Annotated in this window: 24 protein-coding genes; 10 read left to right on the top strand and 14 right to left on the bottom strand. The window is 70.1% G+C overall.

Annotated elements, in window-relative coordinates; all coding sequences use genetic code 11:
* Positions 1–33: 33 nt before the first annotated feature.
* The 3 genes from Pen02_RS02065 to Pen02_RS02055 are packed head-to-tail and all read right to left on the bottom strand — an operon-like array spanning position 34 to position 901.
* Positions 34–294, bottom strand: a complete 261-nt coding sequence (locus tag Pen02_RS02065) for a hypothetical protein (RefSeq protein WP_203864139.1) — start codon at positions 292–294, stop codon at positions 34–36.
* Positions 291–644 (bottom strand): DivIVA domain-containing protein, encoded by a 354-nt coding sequence (locus tag Pen02_RS02060; protein WP_203864138.1) that lies wholly within the window; start codon positions 642–644, stop codon positions 291–293. The genes Pen02_RS02065 and Pen02_RS02060 overlap by 4 nt, the downstream gene beginning before the upstream one ends.
* The gene (locus Pen02_RS02055; RefSeq protein ID WP_203864137.1) at positions 641–901 is read right to left on the bottom strand and encodes a hypothetical protein; all 261 of its coding nucleotides are present in this window, start codon (positions 899–901) and stop codon (positions 641–643) included. The genes Pen02_RS02060 and Pen02_RS02055 overlap by 4 nt, the downstream gene beginning before the upstream one ends.
* 236 nt (positions 902–1137) lie before the next feature.
* Here Pen02_RS02055 and Pen02_RS02050 point away from each other — a divergent pair, with 236 nt between their 5' ends.
* The 4 genes from Pen02_RS02050 to Pen02_RS02035 all read left to right on the top strand — a co-directional run bounded on the left by Pen02_RS02050 (position 1138) and on the right by Pen02_RS02035 (position 6578).
* Positions 1138–1947 carry a DUF5919 domain-containing protein gene (locus Pen02_RS02050; RefSeq protein WP_203864136.1) on the top strand — a complete coding sequence of 270 codons (810 nt, stop codon included), beginning with the start codon at positions 1138–1140 and terminating at the stop codon, positions 1945–1947.
* Complete coding sequence (locus Pen02_RS02045) at positions 1944–2759, top strand: inositol monophosphatase family protein (protein WP_203864135.1); 816 nt, start codon at positions 1944–1946, stop codon at positions 2757–2759. The genes Pen02_RS02050 and Pen02_RS02045 overlap by 4 nt, the downstream gene beginning before the upstream one ends.
* 52 nt (positions 2760–2811) lie before the next feature.
* On the top strand, positions 2812–3387 hold the full coding sequence (locus tag Pen02_RS02040) for a flavoprotein (protein WP_203864134.1): 576 nt from the start codon (positions 2812–2814) through the stop codon (positions 3385–3387).
* 65 nt (positions 3388–3452) lie between these two features.
* Positions 3453–6578, top strand: a complete 3126-nt coding sequence (locus Pen02_RS02035) for a DEAD/DEAH box helicase (protein ID WP_203864133.1) — start codon at positions 3453–3455, stop codon at positions 6576–6578.
* A 6-nt stretch (positions 6579–6584) separates the two neighbouring features.
* Here Pen02_RS02035 and Pen02_RS02030 read toward each other — a convergent pair whose 3' ends face one another.
* The 5 genes from Pen02_RS02030 to Pen02_RS02010 form a co-directional block, all read right to left on the bottom strand.
* Positions 6585–7910 carry an AAA domain-containing protein gene (locus Pen02_RS02030; protein ID WP_239139949.1) on the bottom strand — a complete coding sequence of 442 codons (1326 nt, stop codon included), beginning with the start codon at positions 7908–7910 and terminating at the stop codon, positions 6585–6587.
* Between the two features lie 50 nt (positions 7911–7960).
* Positions 7961–9484, bottom strand: coding sequence for a hypothetical protein (locus Pen02_RS02025; RefSeq protein ID WP_203864132.1), 1524 nt, complete (start codon positions 9482–9484; stop codon positions 7961–7963).
* Positions 9485–9584: 100 nt separating this feature from the next.
* A complete protein-coding gene (locus Pen02_RS02020; protein WP_239139889.1) occupies positions 9585–10799 on the bottom strand; it encodes a hypothetical protein in 1215 nt (404 codons plus the stop codon).
* The gene (locus tag Pen02_RS02015; RefSeq protein ID WP_203864131.1) at positions 10796–11701 is read right to left on the bottom strand and encodes a hypothetical protein; all 906 of its coding nucleotides are present in this window, start codon (positions 11699–11701) and stop codon (positions 10796–10798) included. Before Pen02_RS02015 ends, Pen02_RS02020 begins: the two co-directional genes overlap by 4 nt.
* 70 nt (positions 11702–11771) lie before the next feature.
* Positions 11772–12113, bottom strand: a complete 342-nt coding sequence (locus tag Pen02_RS02010; RefSeq protein ID WP_203864130.1) for an MmcQ/YjbR family DNA-binding protein — start codon at positions 12111–12113, stop codon at positions 11772–11774.
* An 87-nt stretch (positions 12114–12200) separates the two neighbouring features.
* Between Pen02_RS02010 and Pen02_RS02005 the strand changes: the two genes are divergently transcribed.
* Positions 12201–13010 (top strand): permease-like cell division protein FtsX, encoded by an 810-nt coding sequence (locus Pen02_RS02005; protein WP_203864129.1) that lies wholly within the window; start codon positions 12201–12203, stop codon positions 13008–13010.
* A gap of 71 nt (positions 13011–13081) precedes the next feature.
* Here Pen02_RS02005 and Pen02_RS02000 read toward each other — a convergent pair whose 3' ends face one another.
* Both Pen02_RS02000 and Pen02_RS01995 read right to left on the bottom strand, forming a co-directional pair.
* Positions 13082–13327, bottom strand: a complete 246-nt coding sequence (locus tag Pen02_RS02000) for a hypothetical protein (protein WP_203864128.1) — start codon at positions 13325–13327, stop codon at positions 13082–13084.
* A complete protein-coding gene (locus tag Pen02_RS01995) occupies positions 13324–14322 on the bottom strand; it encodes a helix-turn-helix domain-containing protein (protein WP_203864127.1) in 999 nt (332 codons plus the stop codon). Before Pen02_RS01995 ends, Pen02_RS02000 begins: the two co-directional genes overlap by 4 nt.
* 210 nt (positions 14323–14532) lie before the next feature.
* Between Pen02_RS01995 and Pen02_RS01990 the strand changes: the two genes are divergently transcribed.
* The 4 genes from Pen02_RS01990 (at position 14533) to Pen02_RS01975 (ending at position 18190) form a co-directional block, all read left to right on the top strand.
* Positions 14533–15063, top strand: coding sequence for a SigE family RNA polymerase sigma factor (locus Pen02_RS01990; RefSeq protein ID WP_203864126.1), 531 nt, complete (start codon positions 14533–14535; stop codon positions 15061–15063).
* A gap of 5 nt (positions 15064–15068) precedes the next feature.
* A complete protein-coding gene (locus tag Pen02_RS01985) occupies positions 15069–16286 on the top strand; it encodes a hypothetical protein (protein ID WP_203864125.1) in 1218 nt (405 codons plus the stop codon).
* A gap of 132 nt (positions 16287–16418) precedes the next feature.
* On the top strand, positions 16419–16982 hold the full coding sequence (locus Pen02_RS01980) for a SigE family RNA polymerase sigma factor (protein ID WP_203864124.1): 564 nt from the start codon (positions 16419–16421) through the stop codon (positions 16980–16982).
* Complete coding sequence (locus tag Pen02_RS01975) at positions 16979–18190, top strand: hypothetical protein (protein ID WP_203864123.1); 1212 nt, start codon at positions 16979–16981, stop codon at positions 18188–18190. Before Pen02_RS01980 ends, Pen02_RS01975 begins: the two co-directional genes overlap by 4 nt.
* A gap of 6 nt (positions 18191–18196) precedes the next feature.
* On the opposite strand, the gene Pen02_RS01970 is transcribed toward Pen02_RS01975, so the two are convergent.
* Both Pen02_RS01970 and Pen02_RS01965 read right to left on the bottom strand, forming a co-directional pair.
* A complete protein-coding gene (locus tag Pen02_RS01970; protein WP_203864325.1) occupies positions 18197–18934 on the bottom strand; it encodes a sugar phosphate isomerase/epimerase family protein in 738 nt (245 codons plus the stop codon).
* 147 nt (positions 18935–19081) lie between these two features.
* A complete protein-coding gene (locus tag Pen02_RS01965; protein ID WP_203864122.1) occupies positions 19082–20047 on the bottom strand; it encodes a Ppx/GppA phosphatase family protein in 966 nt (321 codons plus the stop codon).
* 80 nt (positions 20048–20127) lie between these two features.
* On the opposite strand from Pen02_RS01965, the gene Pen02_RS01960 reads away from it, so the two are divergent.
* Positions 20128–21027: a DUF3109 family protein gene (locus Pen02_RS01960; protein ID WP_203864324.1), complete on the top strand. Its 900-nt coding sequence runs from the start codon at positions 20128–20130 to the stop codon at positions 21025–21027.
* A gap of 31 nt (positions 21028–21058) precedes the next feature.
* Here Pen02_RS01960 and Pen02_RS01955 read toward each other — a convergent pair whose 3' ends face one another.
* Entirely contained in the window at positions 21059–21742 is a 684-nt protein-coding gene (locus Pen02_RS01955; RefSeq protein WP_203864121.1) for a response regulator, read from the bottom strand.
* 33 nt (positions 21743–21775) lie between these two features.
* Entirely contained in the window at positions 21776–23059 is a 1284-nt protein-coding gene (locus tag Pen02_RS01950; protein WP_203864120.1) for a sensor histidine kinase, read from the bottom strand.
* Positions 23060–23145 lie beyond the last annotated feature (86 nt).

The following is a 23145-nucleotide window of genomic DNA, read 5'->3' as shown; positions in this document are numbered from 1 at the left end:
CGCTCGGGCCAACGCCGGCCGGGTCGGGCGTAGTCAGCCGGCGCACGGCCCGGGGTGGTCGACGAGCTGGTGACACCGCCGGCTGCCGGGGCCGCCGCGAGGTTCGCCGACCGGGGCGTCACACCAGATTCGGGTACGCGTCGACTGCTGGTCCTCGGGCGAGATGGTTGCTTCGCCGAAGTCGAGTACGGGCACGTGGGCGAGGGAGGCTCGCAGGGCCGTGAGCAGGTCGACGGCCGCTTGGTGGTCGGTGAGGGTGGTGGGTAGGTGAATGACCCAGCGGGGTGCGCTCACCAGTGGCCGCCGTTGCGAGGTTGCTGGTCCTGGTCGGTGGGGTTGGCGAGGCGGCGGCCGGTGGTCGGTCCCTGGTGTGATGGAGATTGCGGGTCGGGCTCGGCGGATGGGTCGGCGAACTTGCAGCCGATGTGGCGGACCTGCCACTGGCGTAGGCCCTCGCGGGCGCGTTCGGCCTTGGCCTGCGCGGCGGTGACCTCGCGTTGCAGGCGTTCCATCTCGCCGGCGACCAGGCGGAGGAACTCGTACACCTCCATGGGGTCTAGGCCGCGCCAGCGGCGGCGCATCACGGCGAGCGCTGCCCGGATGACGGAAGGGCGCAGGGGGTCGCCGGTTCGTTCGTAGGTCATCGCCGTACCGCCGTTGCCCGGTAGTGGGCGACCAGGGCGGTTATCTCGGTGGCGGTGAGGCCGCGTTGGGCGAGGACGCGTTGGCCCCAGCGGTGCAGGCGGCACGGGTGCGGGGCGTGGTCGTTGCGGCAGAGCGGGCCGGTGGGCCACTGCTCGGGAGCATGGACCGCGATCGCCCGTACCGCGAAGTCGACATCCTCGGCCGTCACGTACGGCGGCAACGGCAACTCGTCCAACGGCTCACCGACCTGACTCATGACCCTCCATCGGTTGACGGGTTGATGGGTTGGCGCCGAGGCGGGCGGGGACGACCGGTACGACCGCGCGTGCCGTACCGACCGGAGCCCAGCACCCGCCCCGGGCCACACATCCACCCTGGTCAGCTCGCGCCTCTCAGGGCAGGACTACGCCACGTACTTGTGCGGTATCTATCCGGCACGCACTGTCGGTAGGCTGCACAAAGACCGGTCTCGGCTTGATCGGAGACGACTGAATGGCAACCGTCCAGAGGTGGACCGGCCGCGAGACGCGGGCACTGCGCCAGGCATTACGGATGAGCATCCGGAACTTCGCGGAGCATCTTGGGGTGAGTGACCGCACGGTGTCGAAGTGGGAGGCCGGTCAATCGAACGTTCGCCCACGCCCTGAAATGCAGGCCGCGCTCGATACCGCCCTGGCCAGGGCGGAGACCGACATCCAGCGCCGCTTCGACTCGATCACAGGCACCAGCGCCCAAGTCCAGCAGCCGGACGAGCAGGTACCGGCCAATTGCCTCGCGGGCGTAACGGCCGTCTACCGAACCCGCGCCGAACTTATGACGAACCTGCCCCACGAGCATCTGCTGAACGGTGCCCGCTTGGTGCGGGCGGCGGGCCTCTCGTTGAACGTCCTGTGCCAGCACTATGCCGATCACCGCTGGCGAGAGCTCATCCAGTCCGGGACGCACGCCCAATGCCTGTTCCTCGACCCGGCCGGGTCAGCCATCCAGGCCAGGGAGGCCGAGGAGGGCTTTCCGGCAGGCCATCTGGCAGCACTGACGAGACTCAACATCGAGACCATGTTGCGGATCCGTGATCGACTACCCGAGGACCTACAACAGGGTGTCGCTGTTGGGGTCTACGACGAGACGGTCAGGTTCAACATCGTCATCGTGGATGACCTCTGCATCACCCAGCCCTATCTTCCTCAGAGCAGAGGAGTCGATGCGCCGGCCTTCGTGATCCGGCGCGGGCAGCCCTCGGGGCTGTACCCCGTCTTTGAACAGGTCTTCACCGCGCAGTGGGAGGGGAGCCGGCAGTTGTGACGGCGTACCACGAGCTACTGCCCATCGCGGTGAAGGCGATCGAGCGGGCGAGCACTGTCCTGCGGGAGCAGCCGCCGGGGGCGCTGACACCGAAAGGTGAACGCGACGTCGTGTCTGAGCTGGACTACCAGATCGAACGCGATCTACGAGCCTTCCTTCACGACCTGACCCCGGATATCGGATTCCTTGGCGAGGAGGAAGGAATCAGCGGATCCGGCGACTTGCAGTGGGCACTTGACCCAATAGACGGGACCGCGAACTTCGTCCGTGGGCTGCCCCTCTGCGGGATCTCCCTCGGGTTGATCGATGGCGGCCAGCCAGTTCTCGGCGTCATCGACCTACCCTTCCTCAACCGTCAGTACGTAGCGGCGAGAGGCGAGGGCGCGTACGCGAACGGCCAGCGAATCGAGGTCAGCAGCACGACGACCCTCAACGAGGCCATCGTCGGGATCGGCGACTACGCAGTTGGTCCGGGCGCGACGGGGAAGAACGAGCTGCGCTTGGCGCTGACGGCTCAACTCGCCCAGAAGGTGTTGCGCATTCGGATGACCGGATCAGCGGCTCTCGACCTCGCCTGGCTCGCCGAAGGGAGGCTTGATGCCGCTCTCACGCTCTCCAACCATCCGTGGGACATGACGGCGGGCGTCGCCATCGCCACCGAGGCCGGTGCGGTCATCGTTGACGGGGATGGAACGCCGTACACAAGAGACTCCTCTGTCACCCTGGGCACGACGCCTGCCCTGACAGACCTGGTGCTGTCGCATCTCGCCGCTGCTCGGGCAAGCACGACGGGCTGCGGGAGAGGCGGCTAGCATGCGAATCGGCGCCGGCCAGCTCATAACCGCTCTCGACGTGTGCTAACAGATGATCAGCCACCGCACAGCTGACCAGGGTGACCTATCGCGGCAGCGCCTCGTCCTACACCTCATTGTCTGCGCGGCTCCTCCTGCACTCCAGATTCGGGAACTTGTTGAGGTGTTGATGAGGGATGGCTGGGCAGTTTGGGTGATTGCCACCCCGACAGCCGCGAGTTGGATCGAGCGTGACGGCTTGGCGGAGCAGACTGGCAACCCGGTCCGCTCCGAACGGCGAACGCCGGATCAACCGGACCTACTGCCGAAGGCGGACGTGGTGCTGGTCGCTCCCGCCACGTTCAACACGATCAACAAGTGGGCGCTCGGCATCAACGACACGCTTGCCCTCGGCATCCTCAACGAGGTACTCGGCCTCGGCCTGCCCATCCTCGTCTCCCCATACGCCAAGAACGCGCTGGTCACCCACCCTGCCTACCGAACCCATGTGCAGACGCTCAGCGACTCCGGGGTCACCTTTACCGCAGCCAATTTCATCCGGCCGACAGAGCCAAACGCACCATTCCAGTGGCCCCGGTTGGCCGGTGAGCTGGCACGGCTACGCCCTTCGACGCCGCAACTGGACTGAACGAGCCACGTGCCCCAGGCACAGACTTGATCCGAAGCAGCGCACGAGCCGCTAGCCTCTCCGAGGTGACGGAGCTGGCGCGTGGCATCTACGAACATCTCATCACCAACGAGCTCGCCGACAAGCTTCAGCATCTCGATCCTGAACTGGTCGAGCGAGCCGAACTTGATCCAGCGGATGCCCACGTAGTGCTGGCGAGGCATCTCACCGGGCTGGCGCAACGAGCGCTGCGCTCCGTCAGCGGCACCGACAGCGACCGACTTGCCAGACAGATTGAGATGGCTAACCGCATCGCGGAGAGCATCGCCGAGATCGAGCCACGGGCGGCCGGCAGCGATGACCAACTAGCCGAGGCGCACAGGCAGCTCCTCACCGCCATCGCCCACCCCCCGATTCCACCGGCCGCACCACACTTTCCTGTCCGACCCACCACTCCGCTGTCGACCGGCGCCCTTCTGGTGAACGGCCGGCATCAGCCACGCATCGGCCACGAGGTCAACAGTGAGATGGCGTCGGCAGACAACGTCGACCTGCTCTGCGCCTTCATCACCTGGTACGGCGTGCGGATGCTGGAAGGGTCGGTGCAGGAGTTGATCGCTCGCGGCGGTCGCCTCCGGATCATCACCACGACCTACCTCGGCGCTACTGACCAACGCGCCGTGGACCGGCTGGCCGAACTCGGTGCCGAAATCAAGGTCTCGTACGAGACGAAGACCACCCGGCTACACGCCAAGGCATGGCTCTTCCGCCGGAACAGTGGCGTCGTCACCGCCTACGTCGGCTCCTCGAACCTGTCCAGGGCGGCCCTGGTCGACGGCCTGGAGTGGAACGTCCGTGTCTCCAATGTTGAGCAGCCCCACGTCATCGACACCTTCGAGGCGACGTTCACCGACTACTGGAACGATCCGGCCTTCGAGACGTACGACCCGGCTGTGCACGGCGACCGGCTGCGTCAAGCTCTGCAACACGAGCGTCGTCAGCGGCTCCCACGTGGTCAACGCCTGGTCGACACCGCCGAGGCCGATGTCGAGATCACGAACATCGACGTCCATCCGTACGGCTATCAGCAGGAGATTCTCTCTGACCTCGAAGCCGAACGCCTGGTCCACGGTCACCACCGCAACCTGGTGGTGATGGCCACCGGCACCGGAAAGACCGTGGTCGCCGCCTTGGACTACCGCCGTCTCTGGAACAACCGCAAGGTTGACAGCCTGCTCTTCATCGCACATCAGGAGCAGATCCTTCGGCAGAGCCGATCGGTCTTCCGGAAAGTCCTGCATCAGGGCAGCTTCGGCGACGTACTGGTCGGGGGCGAAAAGCCGCGTGACTGGCGATACGTCTTCGCCTCGATCCAATCACTGCATCGACTCGGTGATGAGGACCTGCCGGCCGACCGGTTCGACATGGTGATCGTCGACGAGTTCCACCACGCCGAGGCACCCACGTATGCCCGCGTCCTGAAGCGGCTCCAACCCCGCGAACTCCTCGGCTTGACCGCGACGCCGGACCGGGCGGACGGCGGCAATGTCCGGCACTGGTTCGACGGACGAACCGCCGTCGAACTGCACCTGTGGGAAGCTCTCGAACGGCAACTCCTCGCACCGTTCCAGTATTTCGGTCTGCATGACGACGTAGATCTGTCGACCCTGCGCTGGCGGCGCGGCCAGGGCTACGACCTGGGAGAGCTAAGCCGGCTCTACACCGGCGACGACGCACGGGTTTCCAAGATCCTGCATGCAGTACGCAACAAGATCGACGTAGCCCAGATGCGAGCGTTGGGCTTCTGCGTAAGCGTCGACCACGCGAAGTTCATGGCCAAGTCGTTCAACCAGTCCGGCGTGCCCGCCGCCGCCGTGACCTCGCGCCTCGATGGAGACCAGCGCAGGCGGCTGATCGACCAGTTTCGGCGTGGCGAGTTGCGGATCCTCTTCACTGTGGACCTGTTCAACGAAGGTATCGACCTGCCAATGGTCGACACGATCCTGATGCTGCGCCCTACCGAGAGCGCAACCGTCTTCCTTCAGCAGCTTGGCCGAGGACTGCGTCTTGACGAGGGCAAAGCCTGCCTCACCGTGCTCGACTTTATTGGTGGGCAGCACACCAACTTCCGCTTCGACCTCAGATGGCGAGCACTGACCGGAGTCAGCCGCCGATCGCTAACTCACGCGGTCGAGCATGACTTCCCCCACCTGCCGAGCGGATGTCACATCGAACTTGACCGGGTGGCGAAGGAAATCGTCCTGGCCAACCTCAAGGCAGCCTTACCCAACTCGACTAGAAGCCTCACCAACGAATTGCGAGACCTCGGCGACGTCAAGCTCGCTGACTTCCTGCGGGAGACTGGCTTGGAGCTGGAGGACATCTACCGTCGCAAGAGTCTCGGTGGCTGGACCGGGCTTCGCCGTCGCGCGGGCTTGAGCCAGGGCCGCATCGACCCGGATGACGTCACACTTGGCGCTGCGATCGGCCGGATGCTGCACCTGGACGACCCGGACCGGCTTGCCGTGCTTCGCGAAGCGGCGAATAAGCGACGCCCTGACGCTGGCCGGCTCGGAGACCTCCTGCACATCATCCTCTGGGGCAACAAGATCCCTCTTGAGCGCAAAGAGGAGGGACTCCAGCGGCTCTGGGCGCAGCCGCATCGCTGCGACGAACTTGATCAGCTTGCTGAGCTGCTACAACAGCGCATCCATCGCGTCACGACCGGTCCAGCCTCCACGACGGTCCCGCTACGGGTTCACGCCCGGTACAGCCGCGATGAGGTGTGCGCCGGCTTTGGTGTATCGAACCCCACTCAACTCCGCGAAGGTGTGAAGTGGGTTCCGGAGGAGAACGCGGACCTCTTCTTCGTCACCCTGCAAAAGTCTGAACATCACTACTCCCCCACCACCATGTACGCCGACCGCGCCATCACCGACGAGCTATTCCAATGGGAGTCGCAGAGCACCACGACGGCGGCGTCTCCGACAGGACAGCGCTACATCCACCATGTCGAGCGTGGTTCGACTGTGCATCTCTTCGTCCGCGAGACCAAGATCCGCGACGGAGACCTCGGCGCTCCGCCGTACTTGTATGCGGGGCCGATAACCTACGACTCGCACAACGGCAGCCGGCCAATGCGCATACTGTGGCAGCTCGATAAGCCACTCCCACCCGACGTCTATTCGGCTGCCCGGAACATCGCAGCCTGAGGCCGCTTAAGTCAGGTGTGGTGAAGTCATGCCTCGGTGGGCTGCGATATGTCCTAGGAGGGATTGGTTGGCTTCCCAGCCGTCCGGGAACTTGACCGGTACGTTCAGGTGCACCGCCTCGGTCGACGGATGGGCGTCCAGCAGCTCGCTGATCCCCGCCCGAGCCACCACCACACACGCGTGCCGGTGCCGCGACACCAGCACACACAACCGCCCCGCCTCCAGATGGAAGGAGGTCGCGTCCCGCCGCCCCGACAACGGATGCAGCACGATCACCACGTCGTACTCGCGCCCCTGCAACCGGTTCGCCGTGTCGACCGTGATCCCCGCCCCGGCCGCCCCGAGCTGCGCCCGGATCGCCGCCACCTGGTCGCGGTGCGCCGCCCCGACCGCGATCCGGTCAGCGGTAACGGGAGCACCCCCAGGAGAACGCTCCGACACCGCCACCGCACCCCGCTCCAACACCCGCAACGCCAACCGCGCACAGGCCGCCGCAGCCTCAGAATCAGTCCGCAAGGTGTGCCGCGCCGGCAGCTCGTACAACGCCCATCCGGTAGTGGCAGCCATCTCCAACGCCTCGTCCACCGCCCCACCCCCGAACCCCGCCGCAGCAAAAGACAAGGACCGCTGCCCAGCAGTAGTCCCCGCCGAGAACCCGGTAAAGGGATAGAACGCCTCCGCCACCACCGGGGCCGCCGACGCCGGCAGCCGCCACGACACCGGCAACCGGTGTACCGGCAGCTCCGGGTTGTGCCGCAGCAGCGCCGCCACCGCCGACTGCATCGGATCCCAGGTCAGCCCGGTCCAGCGCTCAGTTTCCACCGTCGAGAACGGATCCAACTGCCCCGGATCACCGACGAACAGCGCCCGGTCGAACCGCCCCGCCACCCGCAGCAGCGCATCCGACCGCATCTGGTACGCCTCGTCCACGATCGCCCAGGGCCAGCGCCCCTCCGGCACCAGTGCCCACTTGGCGGCCGTACCGATGATGACGGACGACCCGCCGAGGTCCGCGACCTTCGCCGCGACCCGGACCGTCGAATAGTTCTTGATCCGGTCCGTCGCTGTGTAGTCGTTCGCCGAGAGCCGCCCGATCGGCAGCTCCGGCTTCGCCTGCGCCAACCGGTCGATCAGGTCGTCGACCTGCTCGTTCGTCTGCGCGATAACGATCAGCGGCTCACCCGCCTCGGCCAGCTCACCCGCCGCCCGCACCACAAGCGTCGACTTCCCCGCCCCCGGCGGCGAGTCCACCACCACCCCACGATGCTGACCGCTGTGCAGGTCGGCCAACACCTCTCCGATCACCTGCCGCGCCGCCTCACCCGGCGGCAACACCAACCGCCCCGACCCGCCACCACGGGGCACCAGCAGCCCAGAAGAACTCACGCCCACTCCTCCCGAGCATCCTCGACACTCGGCGCGACCGGCTCCTCGTACGCCTGCGGCGGCCCGCCGTGCGTCCACGGCGTCTCCTCCCGGCTCGGGAATTCTCCCGGCGGCATGAACGAGTCCGACAGCGTCGTGTAGCAGAGCCGGTCGCCCACCTCCGGCACGCTCCCCGGCGCCGGGCTCAGCGACCGCCCCAGCCCACCCGACAACTCCAGCACCACATCGGTCTGCCCAGTCGACAAGTCCGGCGTCACAAAAACCACTCGCGCCTTCTGCCCCGGCCGGCTCGGCGAGTGCAGCACCGCCCCCACCGTCACCAGCACCACATCCCCGGTCGTTACCTGGATCCGAGGCCGCAGCACCCGCCGCTTCCCGCTGTCGTCGATCCGGTGCGGGTCCGCCAACGTCACCTCACCGACAAATGCCTCCCCGGTCAGCCGATGATCGGCCATCACCAGCGGGTCGTCGTAGGCGCGCTGGACGGCGTACGACTGGAGGGCGCGTTCGAGTCGGTGCAGGCGTTGCGCCGCGTTGACCGCCCCGTCCCGGCGCGGCTGCGGATAGCCACCCCCGTCGACATACAGCGTGAAATTGCTGAACACGTCCCGGTCCTCGGCCCAGCGCCCGTCCACCCGCGCCCCGGCCGGCAGTCTCCGGAGCAGCGACACGCCCCGCCACATCAGCTCCCAGGTCGGCGTGAGCTGCGACCGCACGGCTTCTTCGAGTACGCCCCGAGCCCGCGACCGCCGTACCTCCTCGCCACTCGCCGCCGCCTCCTCGTACGCCGTCATGGCCGGCGCCAGAATCTCGTTGTCGAAGGTCGGATCCGTGGCCGGCCCGGCCGGCGGCCAGCGCAACGGGTCCTCGGCCACCACCGCCGCATCCGCCCCGGTCAGCCCGTCGCCCGGGTCGATCCAGGCGAGCAGCGCCGCCAGGTGCGCGTCTTCCAGCGCGGACTGCCCGGTCGCCCAGTGCAGCCCGAGTGCCTCCGTCATCGCCAGCAGCATCCCCGAGCCCGGATGTTCGGCCCGGTCCGCCAGGAACGTCAACCACTGCCCGAGCAGCGGCACCGACGGATGCACCGGATAGTCCCCGTCGGTACGCCGGAACCGGGTCGACCGCCCGAACAGCCGGACGAACCCGATCCCCGCCGAGTTGGGCACCAGTACCTGCGGCGCGTCGACGTACCGGTAGCGGACCTCCCGGCCCCGGTTGGCGGCGACCGCCTCCGTGACACCCCGGAAGCTGTCCAGATAGGGCAGCAGCACCTCGGCCAGCTCGGCGGCGAAGCCGAACCGCTGGTCCCGGTTACGCGGCTGCGGCACCACCAGCAGTTTCGGCTCGACCGGGTCGGTGCCGACCAGCGCCCCCAGCGGTGCGTTCGCCTCGCCGGCCATGCTCAGCGGCAGGAACACCAGCGGCCGGTCCGACACGTGCAGGTGGCGTACGGTCGTGATCCGCTGGGCGTGCCCGGCCGCCACCGCCTCGGCCCGGGCCAGCGCGGTCAGCGTGCTCACGCCACCGCCCCGGCAACCGTCCCCGCCCGGCCGCCCCGTCTGTGCACCCAGCTCGACAGTCTCCGCCCGAGGTGGTGCGACCCGGCTCGCGCGGAAAGGATCATCCCGCCGCCCCGGCCACACTCGTCCCGGCCGGCGCCAGCGTCGGCGGCAGCGTCACGCCGGCCGGTGCCAGCAGCTCGGCGCGGAGCCGGGCGGCGTTCCGGAGCAGTGCCGCCGCCTCCGTCTGCTCCTCGGCCGGGGACAGTTCGCCCTTCGCCAGCGCCAGCGCGGTCTCGACCTGCTCGATCCCGCCCAGTTCCTCCCGGGCCGAGGTGCCGAGCGCGGCGGTGCAGCCGCGTGCCTCGGCCCGGCAGAAGTAGGCCAGCTCGCAGACCGACAGGCAGTCCGGGGCGTATCGGGCGTCGACCGTCTGCAACGCGTCGACCAGCGCCTCCGGGGCCCGGGTCGGCACCCCGTCGGCGTCCGGCGCCAGGTCGAAGGTGAGGTTCGGCGGCAGGGCGGCCAGCATCGTGTCGACCTTCGTCATCCGGCCGAGCTGCCGCCGCAACACGGCCAACTGCTTGCGTACGTCGACCAGCACCGCCGTCGGCGAGTTGGAGAAGTCGCGCGGGCAGATCAGCACCACGTCGTGCGCCACGATCTCCGGGTCGTACCCGGCCTCGGCCAGCATCTGCCGCATCGCCAGCACGTAGACGGCGGACTGAATCGCCGCCGCCGACACCTTGCCCGGGTCGGCCTGCCCGTCCACCACCGCGAAAGACTTGATCTCGACGACGTGGAAGCGCCCCTCGTGCTGGAAGGCGATCAGGTCCGGTTCGAGGTAGACCCGCTGACCTGCCACGTCCAGCCCGAGCAGCGGGTGGTCGAAGAGCGTACCGGCGCCGTCCTCTCCGGCGGCGGCCCGGAGCAGCAGGGCGCGGGAGCGGGCGTACCGGACCTCGGGGGTCTCCTTCTCCCGCCCGGTCACCGTCTCCAGGTCGTCGTACGCCACCTCGGGGATCGGCAACCCGAGCCGTTCCCGGAGCAGTTTCACCAGCTCGGCGGCGCCGCTCGCCTTCACCTGGGACTCGAACGCGTTGCCCCGGGCGATGGCGAACCCGGACTGCCCGAACCGGGCCGGAAAGTCGATATAAGCCGCCAGCCGCTGCTTGTCCACCCCGGCCGTGTCGAGTACGGCCCGCCGGGCACAGCCGGGGTTACGGGTCAGCGCCGCGATCGTACGCGCGTTGTGCCGCTTCGGCTTCGCCCCGCCCCGGATCGTGGCCAGCCGCTCGGCGGTGTTCCTGCTGGTACCCATGCTGATGCTCGTCATGCCGTCTTCTCCTGGGCCGTCGGGTTGCCCCGCAGTACTGCTCCGCCCCGCCGGGACACGTTTCCCACGTTCCCGGCCAGCGTCCGCAGCGTGTTACCGAAGAGCTGGTCGACCTGGTCGAGCTGTCGGCGGGCCCGCTCGGCCGCCGCCGTCCGGTGCGCCCGGTCGGCGTCGGCGTGCACCACCCGTTCCGCCTCGGCCGCCCTGATCACCGTCACCGGGTCCACTGTGTCTGGTCGGCCGGCGATGTCAAGCGCACCGGGGATGTTGCTGGCGAACCGCCACACCAGCCGGGCCAGCATGGGGTTGCCGGCCGGCACCGTATTGGCGCGTTCGGCGACCCGGACGGCCGCGGTGAGGAAGTCGACCCGGGGGCTGAGCGGGCCGACGACCCGCCGCTCCAGCGGCCAGGTGGAGACCGCGACCAGGCCGCGCGCCGGGGCCAGGTGCTCGGCGGTCAGCGCCGCGCAGAGATAGTACGGCCGGGCGTACGGCGCTGTGGAGAACGAGCGCTTCTCGTCCCGGCGCAGGTGGGTGAGCTTGCCGGCGGCGAGCGCCCCGGCCGCCGCCGCACCGAAGAACGCGGCGTGCACCTCGGCGACCAGCTTCGGCGCCGCCGGCACCGAGAGCAGGGTGAGGGCGTGGTGCACCTGCTCGCGTACCGGAAGAAGCGAGCCGGCGGACGATCGGCCGGCGGTGGCCGGCGGCGCGGCACCGGCCGACGGGGCGTCGCCGGCCTCCTCCGCCAGGTCGGTGATGGCCTCTTCCCACTCCTGCTCGGCGGTGCGCAGTTCGGCGCGGAGCCCCCTGGTGCGGGCCGTGTCCCGGGCCACCACCGAGCGCCGGATCTCGGCCCGGAGGGCGTCGATCCTGCGTTCGAGCGCTTCCATGGACTCGGCCACGAGCCGGAGCGTACAAGTTCCAGTGTTCTCCAGCAATTACCCGTATATCGTGTCGCCGCCGAAATGCCGGTCAGTTACCGAGTCGTTGCCGGGCCAGGAACTTCGGCACCACCATCCGCCACGCCTCGGTGACCAACTCGGCCATCTGCTCGTGGTCGAGCCGGTCCAAATGGCAGCAGACCCAGTGGAAGCGCAGATTGGCCGCGTCGGGCAGGAAGAACAGCTCCGGATCGCTGGCGACCAGGGCGTCCCGCTCCTCCTTCGGATAGCCGAAACCCATCGTCGTCTCGTCCCGGGAGAACGCGACGTAGACGATCGCGCCCACCCGGAACTTCACCCGGTCGCGGATCAGGTGCTCGCTGCTGCGCGGCAGTGTCCGGGCCAGCGCCCGTACGTCGGCTACGGTGACCATCCGCCGATGGTATGGACCCGCCCCGACATCCCGCTCCGACGGAAAGCGGTACGACGAGGTTGCGGACACACACTAGGCTGCCCGCTCGTGTGGAAATCGATCTCGCTCGTGGTGCTGGGAGTACTGCTGGTCGTCGGCCTGGCCGGCTCGACGCCGCCCCCGGCCGACGCCCGGGTGAGTCCGCCCATCTCCGTCTTCCTGGCCGACGACGTCACCGAGCCGCAGAAGCGGGCGGTGGAGGCGCGGCTGCGGGCCGTACCGGACCTGTCCGAGTTGGTGTTCGAAAGCCGGGAGCAGGCATACGCGCGCTTCGCGGAACTCTTCGAGGACGAGCCCGCGATGGTCGAGCAGGTCCAGCCGGAAGATCTGCCGGAGTCCTTCCGGTTCACCCTGCGCGACCGGGCCGCCTTCGACCGGACCGTCGCCGGTCCGCTGCCGGCGGAGCTGCGCGAGCTCGCCAGCGTCGACGACGTGGTCTACCCCGGCGGGCCGAAGCAGGAGCAGGAGTCGGTGAGCCGGTGTGTGCACGACTTCCCGGCCCTACCCGCCGTACCGGGAATGTCGACGTCCGTTCCCCTCGACGTCCGGGTGATGCTGGACGACCGGATCAGCGAGGCCGACCGGCGGGCCGTGGAGGCGAGACTGCGTGCCGTACCGGGCGCGACCGGCGTACGGCTGGAAACCGCCGAGCAGGCCGCCGCACGGTTCCGCGAACTGTTCGCGGACGTACCCGAGACGGCCGGACTGGGCAGGCCCGAGTTGCTCGGCGACTCGCTGCTGCTGCGGCTGGCCGACGAGACGGCGGTGGCCCGGGCCAACGACACCGAACTCGACGTCGAGCTGTGCCGGATGCCGGGCGTCGAACTGGTCTCGATCCCGCCCAAGATCCTCAGGTGAGCCGCAGCGGTGGTTACGGGGATTCGATCTCTGGCACGAGTTGACGGACGAGTGCGCGCATCCGGGTGCGGTCAGCGGACGAGGTGGACACCTGCTTCAGGCCGGCGGCGCTCGGTGTCGCGAAGAAGCGGCACGGCGACGAGCAGCGTCACCATGTGGCCGCCGACGATCCGGTAGTCGACAGCCAGCGTGGCCGCGATCGCCGAGAGATCCGCAAGAGTCAGGTAGCCCGCGTCCGCCGCCCGACTGGTGGAGACGACCGAGACCGGGAGTGATGGTGATGGCGCCTCGGATCCGGCTGACGACTGACCCGTCATGCCACGCCCCCTCCGTACCCGCGCCGGCTGCGGTTGCGCAGTTCTCGCCACAGCCGCACCGCCGCCTCTTCGGCGTCTGCGCCGGGTGCCCGGTGGACGTCCCAGACGATCTGCAACGGATCCGCCAGCGGCAACGGCGCGTCCCGCTGCGACGTGACCGGGACGCCCAGTGGCCACACACCCGGATCGCGGGGCACGACGAACTCCAGTGTCGCGTCTTCCTCTGACGCCGGTACGAATCCGGCCTCGGCAGGGTCGACGCCGATGCGGGCGTAGACGACCGCGCGATTCGGAGCGCGCCACGGCGCGATGAAGTCGGCGGCGACGTCACCGGACAGTACGGCCGTGGGCTGGTCGAGCGCATCGGTCATCCGAGTGACCGTATCGACTTGCTCAAGCATCGCGCGCGCCTGGACGAGAGCGGGGTCGAGGCTGTACCAGTACGTGCTCAGCCCGCCAGGGCCGGGATACTCCGCCAGCCACCAGCCCAGCAGGCGGTCCAGGTCCCGTATCCGCCAACCGGCTCCGGTGTGCTCGGCCAGCCCCTGCTCGACAAACCCCCGAAGCGCCTGCGATGCCCGGGGCTGCGAAATTCCCGTCAGGTTCGCCAACTGCTGCTGGGTCGCGTACGGCTGTTGCAGGAGTCGGCGGGCCAGGGTGAACGTCCCCCAGGGCACCGGTCCGCGTCGGCGTCGATCCGGAAAGCGCCGCTGGACGTCGTTGCCGGAGACCCCGATGTCCAGCCGATGCCCCGCAATTCGCAGCACGCCTGTGACCCGCCGACCGTCATCGACCAGCCAGGACCAACCAGCGGCATCCAGCATCGCTCGCACCGCAGAGGACGCCGCCGGCACGATCAGCAACCCCGGCTCTGTCTGCCGGGCGAGGAGATGGGCGAAGTCGAAGGGGTGCAGTGGCCTCGTCCGGGCGAGGACTCTGGTCGAGGAACGGCGGGCGGCAAGACGTAGCTCGACGCGTTCGGCATCGAGCGGCACGACAACAACACCGGCGTCGACCAGGGCCTGCCACGGTCGGGGCGATATAAGCATTGTTAGCTCTCCTCCAATAACACTTATATCATCCACCGGAGCAGCCCGTGTCGGTGTCCGGGCGGTCGGCCCGCCCCGAAAATCTCCCCAGGGGCGTGCAACCCATCTCCGGTCCCGCGCCGATAGCGGGTGTACACCGTGCAGAGGGGAGACCGGGTGTCGACGGCGGAGGAACAGGACTACGTCGAGTACGTCTCGACGTCGATCGAACGATTACGGCGCACCGCGTACCTGTTGACGAACGATCTGAGCCGGGCCGACGACATCGTCGCGTCCACCCTGCTCTCGGTCTATCTGCACTGGTCGCGGATCCGCACCGTGGAGAACCTCGACGGCTACGTGCACCGCATCCTGGTGCGCCGGTACGTCGACGAGAGCCGCAGGTGGTGGTCCCGGATACTGCTCGCCCGGCCGGTACCGGAACAGGTGGCGAAGCCGGCCGCCAGCACCGAGGACGCCCAGGCGATCCGGGACGCGCTCGCCACCCTTGGTCGCGGCCAGCGGGCCGTACTGGTGCTGCGGTTCTTCTGCGACATGTCGGTGGCCGAGACGGCCGCCGTACTCCACTGCTCGACCGGCAACGTCAAGAGTCAGACCGCCCGGGGCCTCGCCACCATGCGCAGGCTGCTGCGCGAGCAGTGGTCGGTGGACGAGGGGGCACAGTTTGCGGAGGTGGGGGAAGGATGAGCGGGATGGACCGGAACGACTTCGGCGTACACCTGCGGGACCGGATCGGCGCCGAGACGCTGCCGCCGAGTCAGATCAGCGCGACCGGCCTGGTCACCGAGGGCCGGCGGGTCCGGCGCCGCCGCCGGTACCTGTCAGTCGGGGCCGGCGCCTCGACCCTGGCGGTGCTGGCCGGTGTCGTACTTTCGCTGCCCGGCCCCGACCGGCAGTCGGGCCCCGACCCCGCCGCCGGTACCGCCACGGCGCGGGTGCCGGTGCCCCAGAGCGAGGCGGCGGCCTCGGCGCTGTGCGCGGGGCAGCGCCTGTCGCTGCCGTCCGGGGCGATCCGGGGCGAGGTACGCGCCGGCTCGCCGGACGGTCGCTACCTGGCCGGCAGCTACAGCACGGCGGAGCGGCCGGTGGTCGCGGTCCGCTGGGACGGTGACCGGGTCGAGCGGATCCCGGTCGACGGTTGGGCCTCGGCCGAGGGCGTCAACGACCGTGGTGTCGTGGTCGGCTCGACCACCGTCGGCAAGCGGCAGATCGCCTGGGCGTACGTCGACGGCAAGGTGGTCGAGCTGCCGGTGCCGGCCGGCTACAGCGGCGCCGCCGCGTTGGGAGTCAACGCTCGGGGCGAGGTCGCCGGGGTCCTGGACCGCGGCACGAAGAGCATCCCGGCGGTCTGGCGCGGCACCAGCGCCGACGCCCGGGTGGACGTGCTGCCGACGCCGACGGTCGACAAGGCGTGGGCGCTCGGCATCTCCGAGTCGGGCGCCGTGGCCGGGCTCGTCGGCCCGGCGGACGACGCCTACCGCTGGGACCGTTCCGGTCGCGGTGGCGCGCTGGCTCGCCCGGACGGGCTGGGCCGGGCGATCGTGCAGGGCGTGCGGGGCGAGTTGGCGTACGGCCTGGCGCACTCGACCGAGGCGACGAGTCCGCCACCCTCGCCGAGCCGGCTGCCCGACCACCCCGAGTCCGATGTCGGAGTGCTGTGGGACCTGGGTACCGGCGCGGTGACCGTGGTCGGCAGGGGCAGGGTCGGCGCGGCCAACAGCCGGGGGTACGTGGTGCTGAACCGGCGCAACGGTGGCGAGGTGGTGCTGCGCGCCCCGGACGGCAGGTTGCGACAGCTCTCCACCGGCATCAACCCGAGCGCGTCCGCCGCGACGCTGAGCGAGGACGGTACCCGGATCGGCGGCCGGAGCCGGGAGCACTGGCCAATCCGCTGGACCTGCCCGAGCTAGCCGTCCGTCCCGAAAGCTAGCCGTCCGTCCGGAAGGGTCGTCGGCCGGTACCCGGAAGAATTTTCCGGGTACCGGCAACCGATCCACCCGTCCACTCCGATACCGAAGTGGACGCCGTGGAGAGGAGCGCCGATGACGGCGGAAGAGGACGAGGACTACGCCGAGTACGTCTCGGCGTCGCTGGAACGATTACGACGGGCCGCATATCTGCTCTGCGGGGACGCCAGCCGGGCCGACGACATCGTCCAGTCCACACTGGTCTCGGTCTACCTGCGCTGGTCGAGGATCCGCACCGTCGACAACCTCGACGGCTACGTGCACCGCATCCTGGTACGCCGCTACGTCGACGAGAGCCGCCGGTCCTGGGCCCGGGTGCTGCTCGCCTGGCGGCTGCCGGAGCTGGCGGCGAAGCCTCCGGCCAGCAGCGAGGACGCCGACGCCGTACGCGCCGCGCTCGGCACGCTGACCCGCAGCCAGCGCAGTGTGCTCGTGCTGCGGTTCATCTGCGACATGTCGGTGGCGGAGACGGCGGCGGTGCTGAACTGCTCGGCCGGCACCGTCAAGAGCCAGACCGCCAAGGGGCTCACCGCGATGCGGGCCCTGCTGCGCGACCAGTGGCCGACGTCGACGGGCTCGGCGATCGCGTCCCGGGTCGCAGACACCCCGAGCGAGTTAGAGGAAGCGGGACGACAGTGACCGAGTTGGACGACGAAGACGCCCGGTACCTCCGAGCCCGGCTGGGCGCGGTCGCCGTACCGGCGGGGCGGCTCAGCGCGGACGGGCTGCTCGCGCTCGGCCGGCGTACCGGTCGACGGCGGCGTACGGCGGCGACCACCGCCGGGGCGCTGCTGCCGGTCGCCGCGATCGTGCTGGTCACCGGCGGGTTCCTGCCCTGGGACGGCAACGCCGGTCCCGGCCCGGCCGGAACGTCCACCGCCTCTCCCGCCACCCCGTCCCCGGCAACGCCCACGTCGGCTCCGGTCACCGCCGACTGCACCCTCGAACGGCTGCCGATGCCGTCCGGTGCGAAGACAGGTTCGGTGCTGGCCGGCTCACCGAACGGGCGTCACCTGGTCGGCAGCTACAACCCACCCGAGGCCGCGAACCTGCCCGCCTGGTGGGTGGACGGGCGGCTCCAGGAGATCCCGGTCGAGGCCGACGCCATCGCCAGGGACGTCAACGACAGCGGCATGGTGGTCGGCGACGGCAGCGGCCCGGACGGGAAGAGCGCCCCGTGGGCGTACCTGGACGGCAAGCTGATCTGGCTGCCGATCCCGCCCGGCTTCACCGATGGCTCGGTCAACGCGGTCAACGCCCGGGGTGATGTCGTCGGCACCCTGGGCGGCGATCCGGATCGAGCCGTCGTCTGGCGCGACATCACCACGTCGCCACGGGCGGACCTGCTGTCGGCATCGAAGGACCGCACCCACGCCGACGGCATCTCCGACTCGGGGGTGGTGGTCGGCGGCCTGTCCGACCGTAACCTGCCCTACCGGTGGGACGCCGACGGGCGGGGCGCCCCGCTGCCGCTGCCGGACGGCGTGGACCTCGGCTCGGTGCGCGGTGTACGGGGCAACTGGGCGTACGGCACGGCGGCCAAGAGCAACGGCGTACCCGCGTTGGGCAGCGGGCCGCCGATGCCGGTGTTGTGGGACCTGGAGAAGGGCACCGCCACCATCGTGGGCGACGCGATGTCGATGCCTGGTGCCGGTAACGCCCGGGGGCAACTGGTGCTGCAACCGCGCGACGACGACGGCGTCCTGCTCCGCGATCCGGACGGTACCCTGCGGAAACTGCCCGGCGAGGAAGGCTGGCGCTACGGCGCGCGGGCGCTGGACGACAGCGGTACCCGAATTGGTGGTGGCGGCGGTGCCCGCCCCGTCCGGTGGATCTGCCGGGAGTAGTCCTCGTCAGCGGGCGTCGACCGGGGTCGGTGCGGCCAGGTGCTGGCGGGCGAACTCCAGCGCCGCCCGCAGGTCGTCCTCCCGGTCGGCGCGGCTGCGGGCCCGCCGGGTGGAGACCTCCACCGCGACCGAGCCGGTGAAGCCGCGGCCGGCCAGCGAGGCCAGCAGCTCGGCGCAGGGCTGGGTACCCCGGCCGGGCACCAGGTGCTCGTCCCGGCCCTCGCCGGTGCCGTCCCCGAGGTGTACGTGGGCCAGCCCGGACCCCATCGTGTCGGCCATCTCCAGCGCGTCGCTGTGCGAGGCGGCGCAGTGCGACAGGTCCAGGGTGTAGGCGGGGTAACCGGTGTCGGTCGGGTTCCAGCCCGGCATGTAGGGCACGAACTCCCGGCCGGCCATCCGGACCGGGTACATGTTCTCCACCGCGAACCGGATCCCCGGGTGCTCGCCGCCGAGCCGGGCCAGCCCGTCGACGAACGAGCGGGCGTAGTCCCGCTGCCAGGTGAACGGCGGGTGCACCACCACCGTCGACGCCTCCAGCGTCTCGGCGAGTACCGCCGAGCGGCGCAGCCGCTCCCACGGGTCGGAACTCCACACCCGCTGGGTGACCAGCAGGCAGGGCGAGTGCACCGAGAGCACCGGTACGCCGTAGTGCCGGGCCAGGCCGCGCAGCGCTCCGGCGTCCTGGCTGACCGCGTCGGTCCAGACCATCACCTCGACGCCGTCGTAGCCGAGCGCCGCCGCCATCTCGAAAGCGGCGGCGGTCGGCTCGGGAAAGACCGAGGAACTCGACAGCAGTACGCGGGTGGTCACGGTCTCAGGGTAGCCCGACCCGCCAGCTCGCACCCGGTGGCGGACCGCACGCGACGGGACTCCGGGGGACGAAAGCGCAGCTCAGACGGGCTCTCGTGGGCCCAGTGCCGGCTCCAGCAGATCGAGCCGGCGCAGGATGACCCCCTCCCGCAGCGCCCACGGGCAGATGTCCAGGTTCTCCACCCCGAGCCGGCGCATCGCCGCCTCCGCCACGATCGCGCCGGCCAGCAACTGGTGCGCCCGGCGGGCGCTGACCCCTTCGAGTTCGGCGAGCTTGCTGGGCGGTATGTGCCGGATGAACCCGATCACCTGCCGCAGCCCGGTCTGGGAGAGGCTGCGTGGTGCCCAGAGCCCGTCCGCCGACGGCGCCGCCCCGGCCAGCCGGGCCAGGGTCCGGAACGTCTTGCTGGTGGCGGCGACCCGGTCCCAGCCCACCTCGACGGTGTCGTCGACGACGGTGTCCAGCATCTCCTCGACGTACGCCGCCAGCTTGGCCACCGCCGCCGCCGACGGGGTGTGGTGGCTGTCCGGCCCCACCTCCAGCCACTCCCGGGTGAGCCGGCCGGCGCCGAGCGGCAGCGACTGGGCGAACTCGGGCTCCTCGTCGATCCCGGCCGCCATCTCCAGCGAACCGCCGCCGATGTCGAGTACCAGCAGTCGCCCCGCCGACCAGCCGAACCAGCGGCGTACGGCAAGGAACGTCATCCGGGCCTCGTCGGCGCCGGAGAGCACCTGGAGGCGTACCCCGGTCTCGGTCCGGACCCGGGTCAGCACCTCCGGCGCGTTGGTGGCGTCCCGGACCGCGGAGGTCGCGAAGGCCAGCAGGTCGTCGGCGGTCAGCCGGGCCGCCGACATCTTCGCCTCGTTCACCGCCTCGACCAGCGCGTCCGCGCCCGCCACGGTCAACTCGCCGTCCCGGCCGATCTGCTCGGCGAGCCGGATCACCGCCTTCTCCGAGTGCGCCGGCCAGGGGTGTGCGCCGTGGTGCGCGTCCACGACCAGAAGGTGCACGGTGTTGGAACCGACATCAAGCACGCCGAGTCGCATGGGAAAGACACTAGACGCAGGTCGCGGGCGGATAGCGGGCGTAGGCTGACCGGGTGGCAGCAGCACGCAACCAGCTCCGGATCCTGGTGGACGACCCCGCCGACCCCCGCAGCCGGGAGGTCCCGCTCGACTTTCCCCGGGAGTGGCTCGAGTTCGCCGACCCGGCCGACCCCGAGCACCTGATCCGGGCCGACCTGACCTGGCTACTCTCCCGCTGGACCTGTGTCTTCGGGCAGACCTGCCACGGCATCATCGCCGGCCGGGCCGCCGACGGCTGCTGCTCGCACGGTGCGTTCTTCACCGACGCCGACGACGAGAAGCGGGTCCGGGCGGCGGTCAGGCGTCTCACCCCGCAGACCTGGCAGCACTACCGGCGGGGTTTCAAGAACTACACCGAAATGGACTCGGTGGACGGCGAGACGCCGGCCCGGCGTACGGCGACCCGCAGCGAGGACGCGCCGTGCGTCTTCCTCAACGAGGCCGGCTTCGCCGGTGGCGGCGGCTGCGCGCTGCACGCCCAGGCGCTGCGCGACGGCGTACATCCGCTGGAATACAAGCCGGACGTCTGCTGGCAACTGCCGGTGCGCCGGGACCAGGACTGGGTGAAGCGTCCCGACGGGACGAAGGTGCTGGTCTCGACGCTTGGCGAGTTCGACCGGCGCGGCTGGGGCGCGGGCGGGCACGACCTCGACTGGTGGTGCACCTCGTCGCCGGAGGCGCACGTCGGGACCGAGGCGATGTGGCGGTCGTACGAGCCGGAGTTGACGGCGTTGATCGGCAAGCCGGCGTACGCGAAGTTGGCCGAACTGTGTGCGGAGCGGGAGCGGCGCGGCCTGGTGGCGACGCACCCGGCGACCGCCGGGGCCGACCCGGTGCTGGGCGGGCGGGCCGAGGGCGGCCGGGAACCGGCCAGCCCGAAGGCCGCCGCCGCTGGCCGCCGGCCGGCAGCGCAGCGCCGGCCGCGCGGCACGAAGGGCTGACCAGCGCCGTCCTGTGGTGCGCGTCGCCGGCCTACGGCTCGAACTTGTAGCCCAAGCCCCGGACGGTGACGATGAACCGTGGCGCGGACGGCTCCGGCTCGACCTTCGAGCGCAGCCGCTTGACGTGTACGTCGAGGGTCTTGGTGTCGCCGACGTAGTCCGCGCCCCAGACCCGGTCGATCAACTGCCCCCGGGTGAGCACCCGCCCGGCGTTGCGGAGCAGCAGCTCCAGCAGCTCGAACTCCTTGAGCGGCAACTGCACCGGGGCACCGTCGACGGTGACCACGTGCCGCTCGATGTCCATCCGGACCGGGCCGGCGGTCAGCGTCGGGGTGCCCGGCTCGATCGTCTCGTTGCCGCGCCGCCGGAGTACCGCCCGGACCCGGGCGACCAGTTCGCGCGGCGAGTACGGCTTCGTCACGTAGTCGTCGGCGCCGATCTCCAGCCCGACCACCTTGTCGATCTCGCTGTCCCGGGCGGTGACCATGATGATCGGCACCTGGGAGCGCTGGCGGAGCTGCCGGCACACCTCGGTACCGGACATCTCGGGCAACATCAGGTCGAGCAGCACGATGTCCGCGCCGGTACGGTCGAACTCGGTAAGCGCCGCCGTGCCGGTCGCCGCGGCCGAGACCTCGAATCCTTCCTTGCGCAGCAGGTAGGAGAGGGCGTCGGAAAACGACTCCTCATCCTCGACCACGAGTACGCGGGCCACGGACTTTCCTTTCTGGTGACGGTCCGCTCGGAACTAGCCGAACGAACCGGTCTCGATCTCAACTGACGGGGCTGGCGGGAGGAAGGCGTCCGGCGGACGCGCGGGAAGCCGGAGGGTGAACGTCGAGCCTCCACCCAGGGTGCTGGATACCTCGACCCGGCCGCCATGGTTGGTGGCGATGTGTTTGACGATCGCCAGTCCCAGGCCGGTGCCGCCGGTCTGCCGCGATCGGGCCTGGTCGGCCCGGTAGAAGCGCTCGAAGATCCGGTCCACGTCGTCCGGGGCGATCCCGATGCCCTGGTCGGTGACGGCGATCTCGATGTGCTCCTCGGTGCTCCGGATTCGCACCGTGACCTCGGTCCGCTCCCCGGAGTACGCGATCGCGTTCTCCACCAGGTTGCTGACGGCGGTGGCGATCTGGCTGTCGCTGCCGTACACCGTCAGGTCCCGGTCGCCGGAGATCACCACGGTGATCTCCCGGGCGGTGGCGGCGGTACGGGTCCGGTCGACGACCTCGGCGGTGACCCAGTCCAGCGCGACCGGTTCCGGCGCGGGCAGCGGCTCCGCACCCTGCAACCGGGTGAGTTCGAGCAGCTCGTTGACGAGCTTGCCGAGCCGGGTGGACTCGTGTTGGATCCGCTCGGCGAACCGGCGGGCCGCGATCATGTCCTCGGACGGGTCGAGCGCGCCGTTTCCGGCGGTCTGGTCGGTGGCGTCCAGCAGCGCCTCGGCGAGCAGTTGCAGCGCGCCGATCGGGGTCTTCAGCTCGTGGCTGACGTTGGCCACGAAGTCGCGGCGGACCCGGGCGACCCGGTGCGACTCGGTCACGTCGGCCGCCTCGACGGCGACGTAGCCGGAGCCGAGGCCCATCGCCCGCAGGTGCACGCCGAGCGGGTCGGACATTCCGCCCTCGCGGCCCCGGGGCAGGTCCAGCTCGACCTCGCGGCGCACTCCGGTGCGCCGCACCTGGCCGGCCAGGGTACGGATGATCGGGTGCGCGGCGACCGTGCCGGGTGCGTTGCCGACCCGGAGCAGTCCCATCGCCCGGGCGGCCGGGTTCACCAGGACCGGGACGTCGTGCGCGTCGAGTACGACCACTCCGACCCGGAGCGAGTCAAGACTTTTACGGCCGAGTCCGGGCAGCCCGCCGGCCTGCTCGTCAGTGGCTATCGCCGGCCTCCTGTTACTACGTACCCCGCCCCGTCCGGGCGCGGTACCGCCGGCCGAGAACCATCCGGCGATCCGGTGGCGGAGCGGACCGGCGGATAGGCCGAGGCCAAGCCCGACGAGTACGCCCGCGACCACCCCCCATTCCACGCGGCGATCGTAGGGTCATCGTTAACCTGTCGACCAGGCAAAATTGGGCGAATCACGCTCGCATCCGAGAATGTTCACCAGCCGGC

It is taken from the genome of Plantactinospora endophytica (genome assembly GCF_016862915.1).
Taxonomy (GTDB): Bacteria; Actinomycetota; Actinomycetes; order Mycobacteriales; family Micromonosporaceae; genus Plantactinospora; species Plantactinospora endophytica.
The sequence above is the reverse complement of the archived record's forward strand: the minus strand, read 5'-3'. Positions and strand labels throughout refer to the sequence as shown.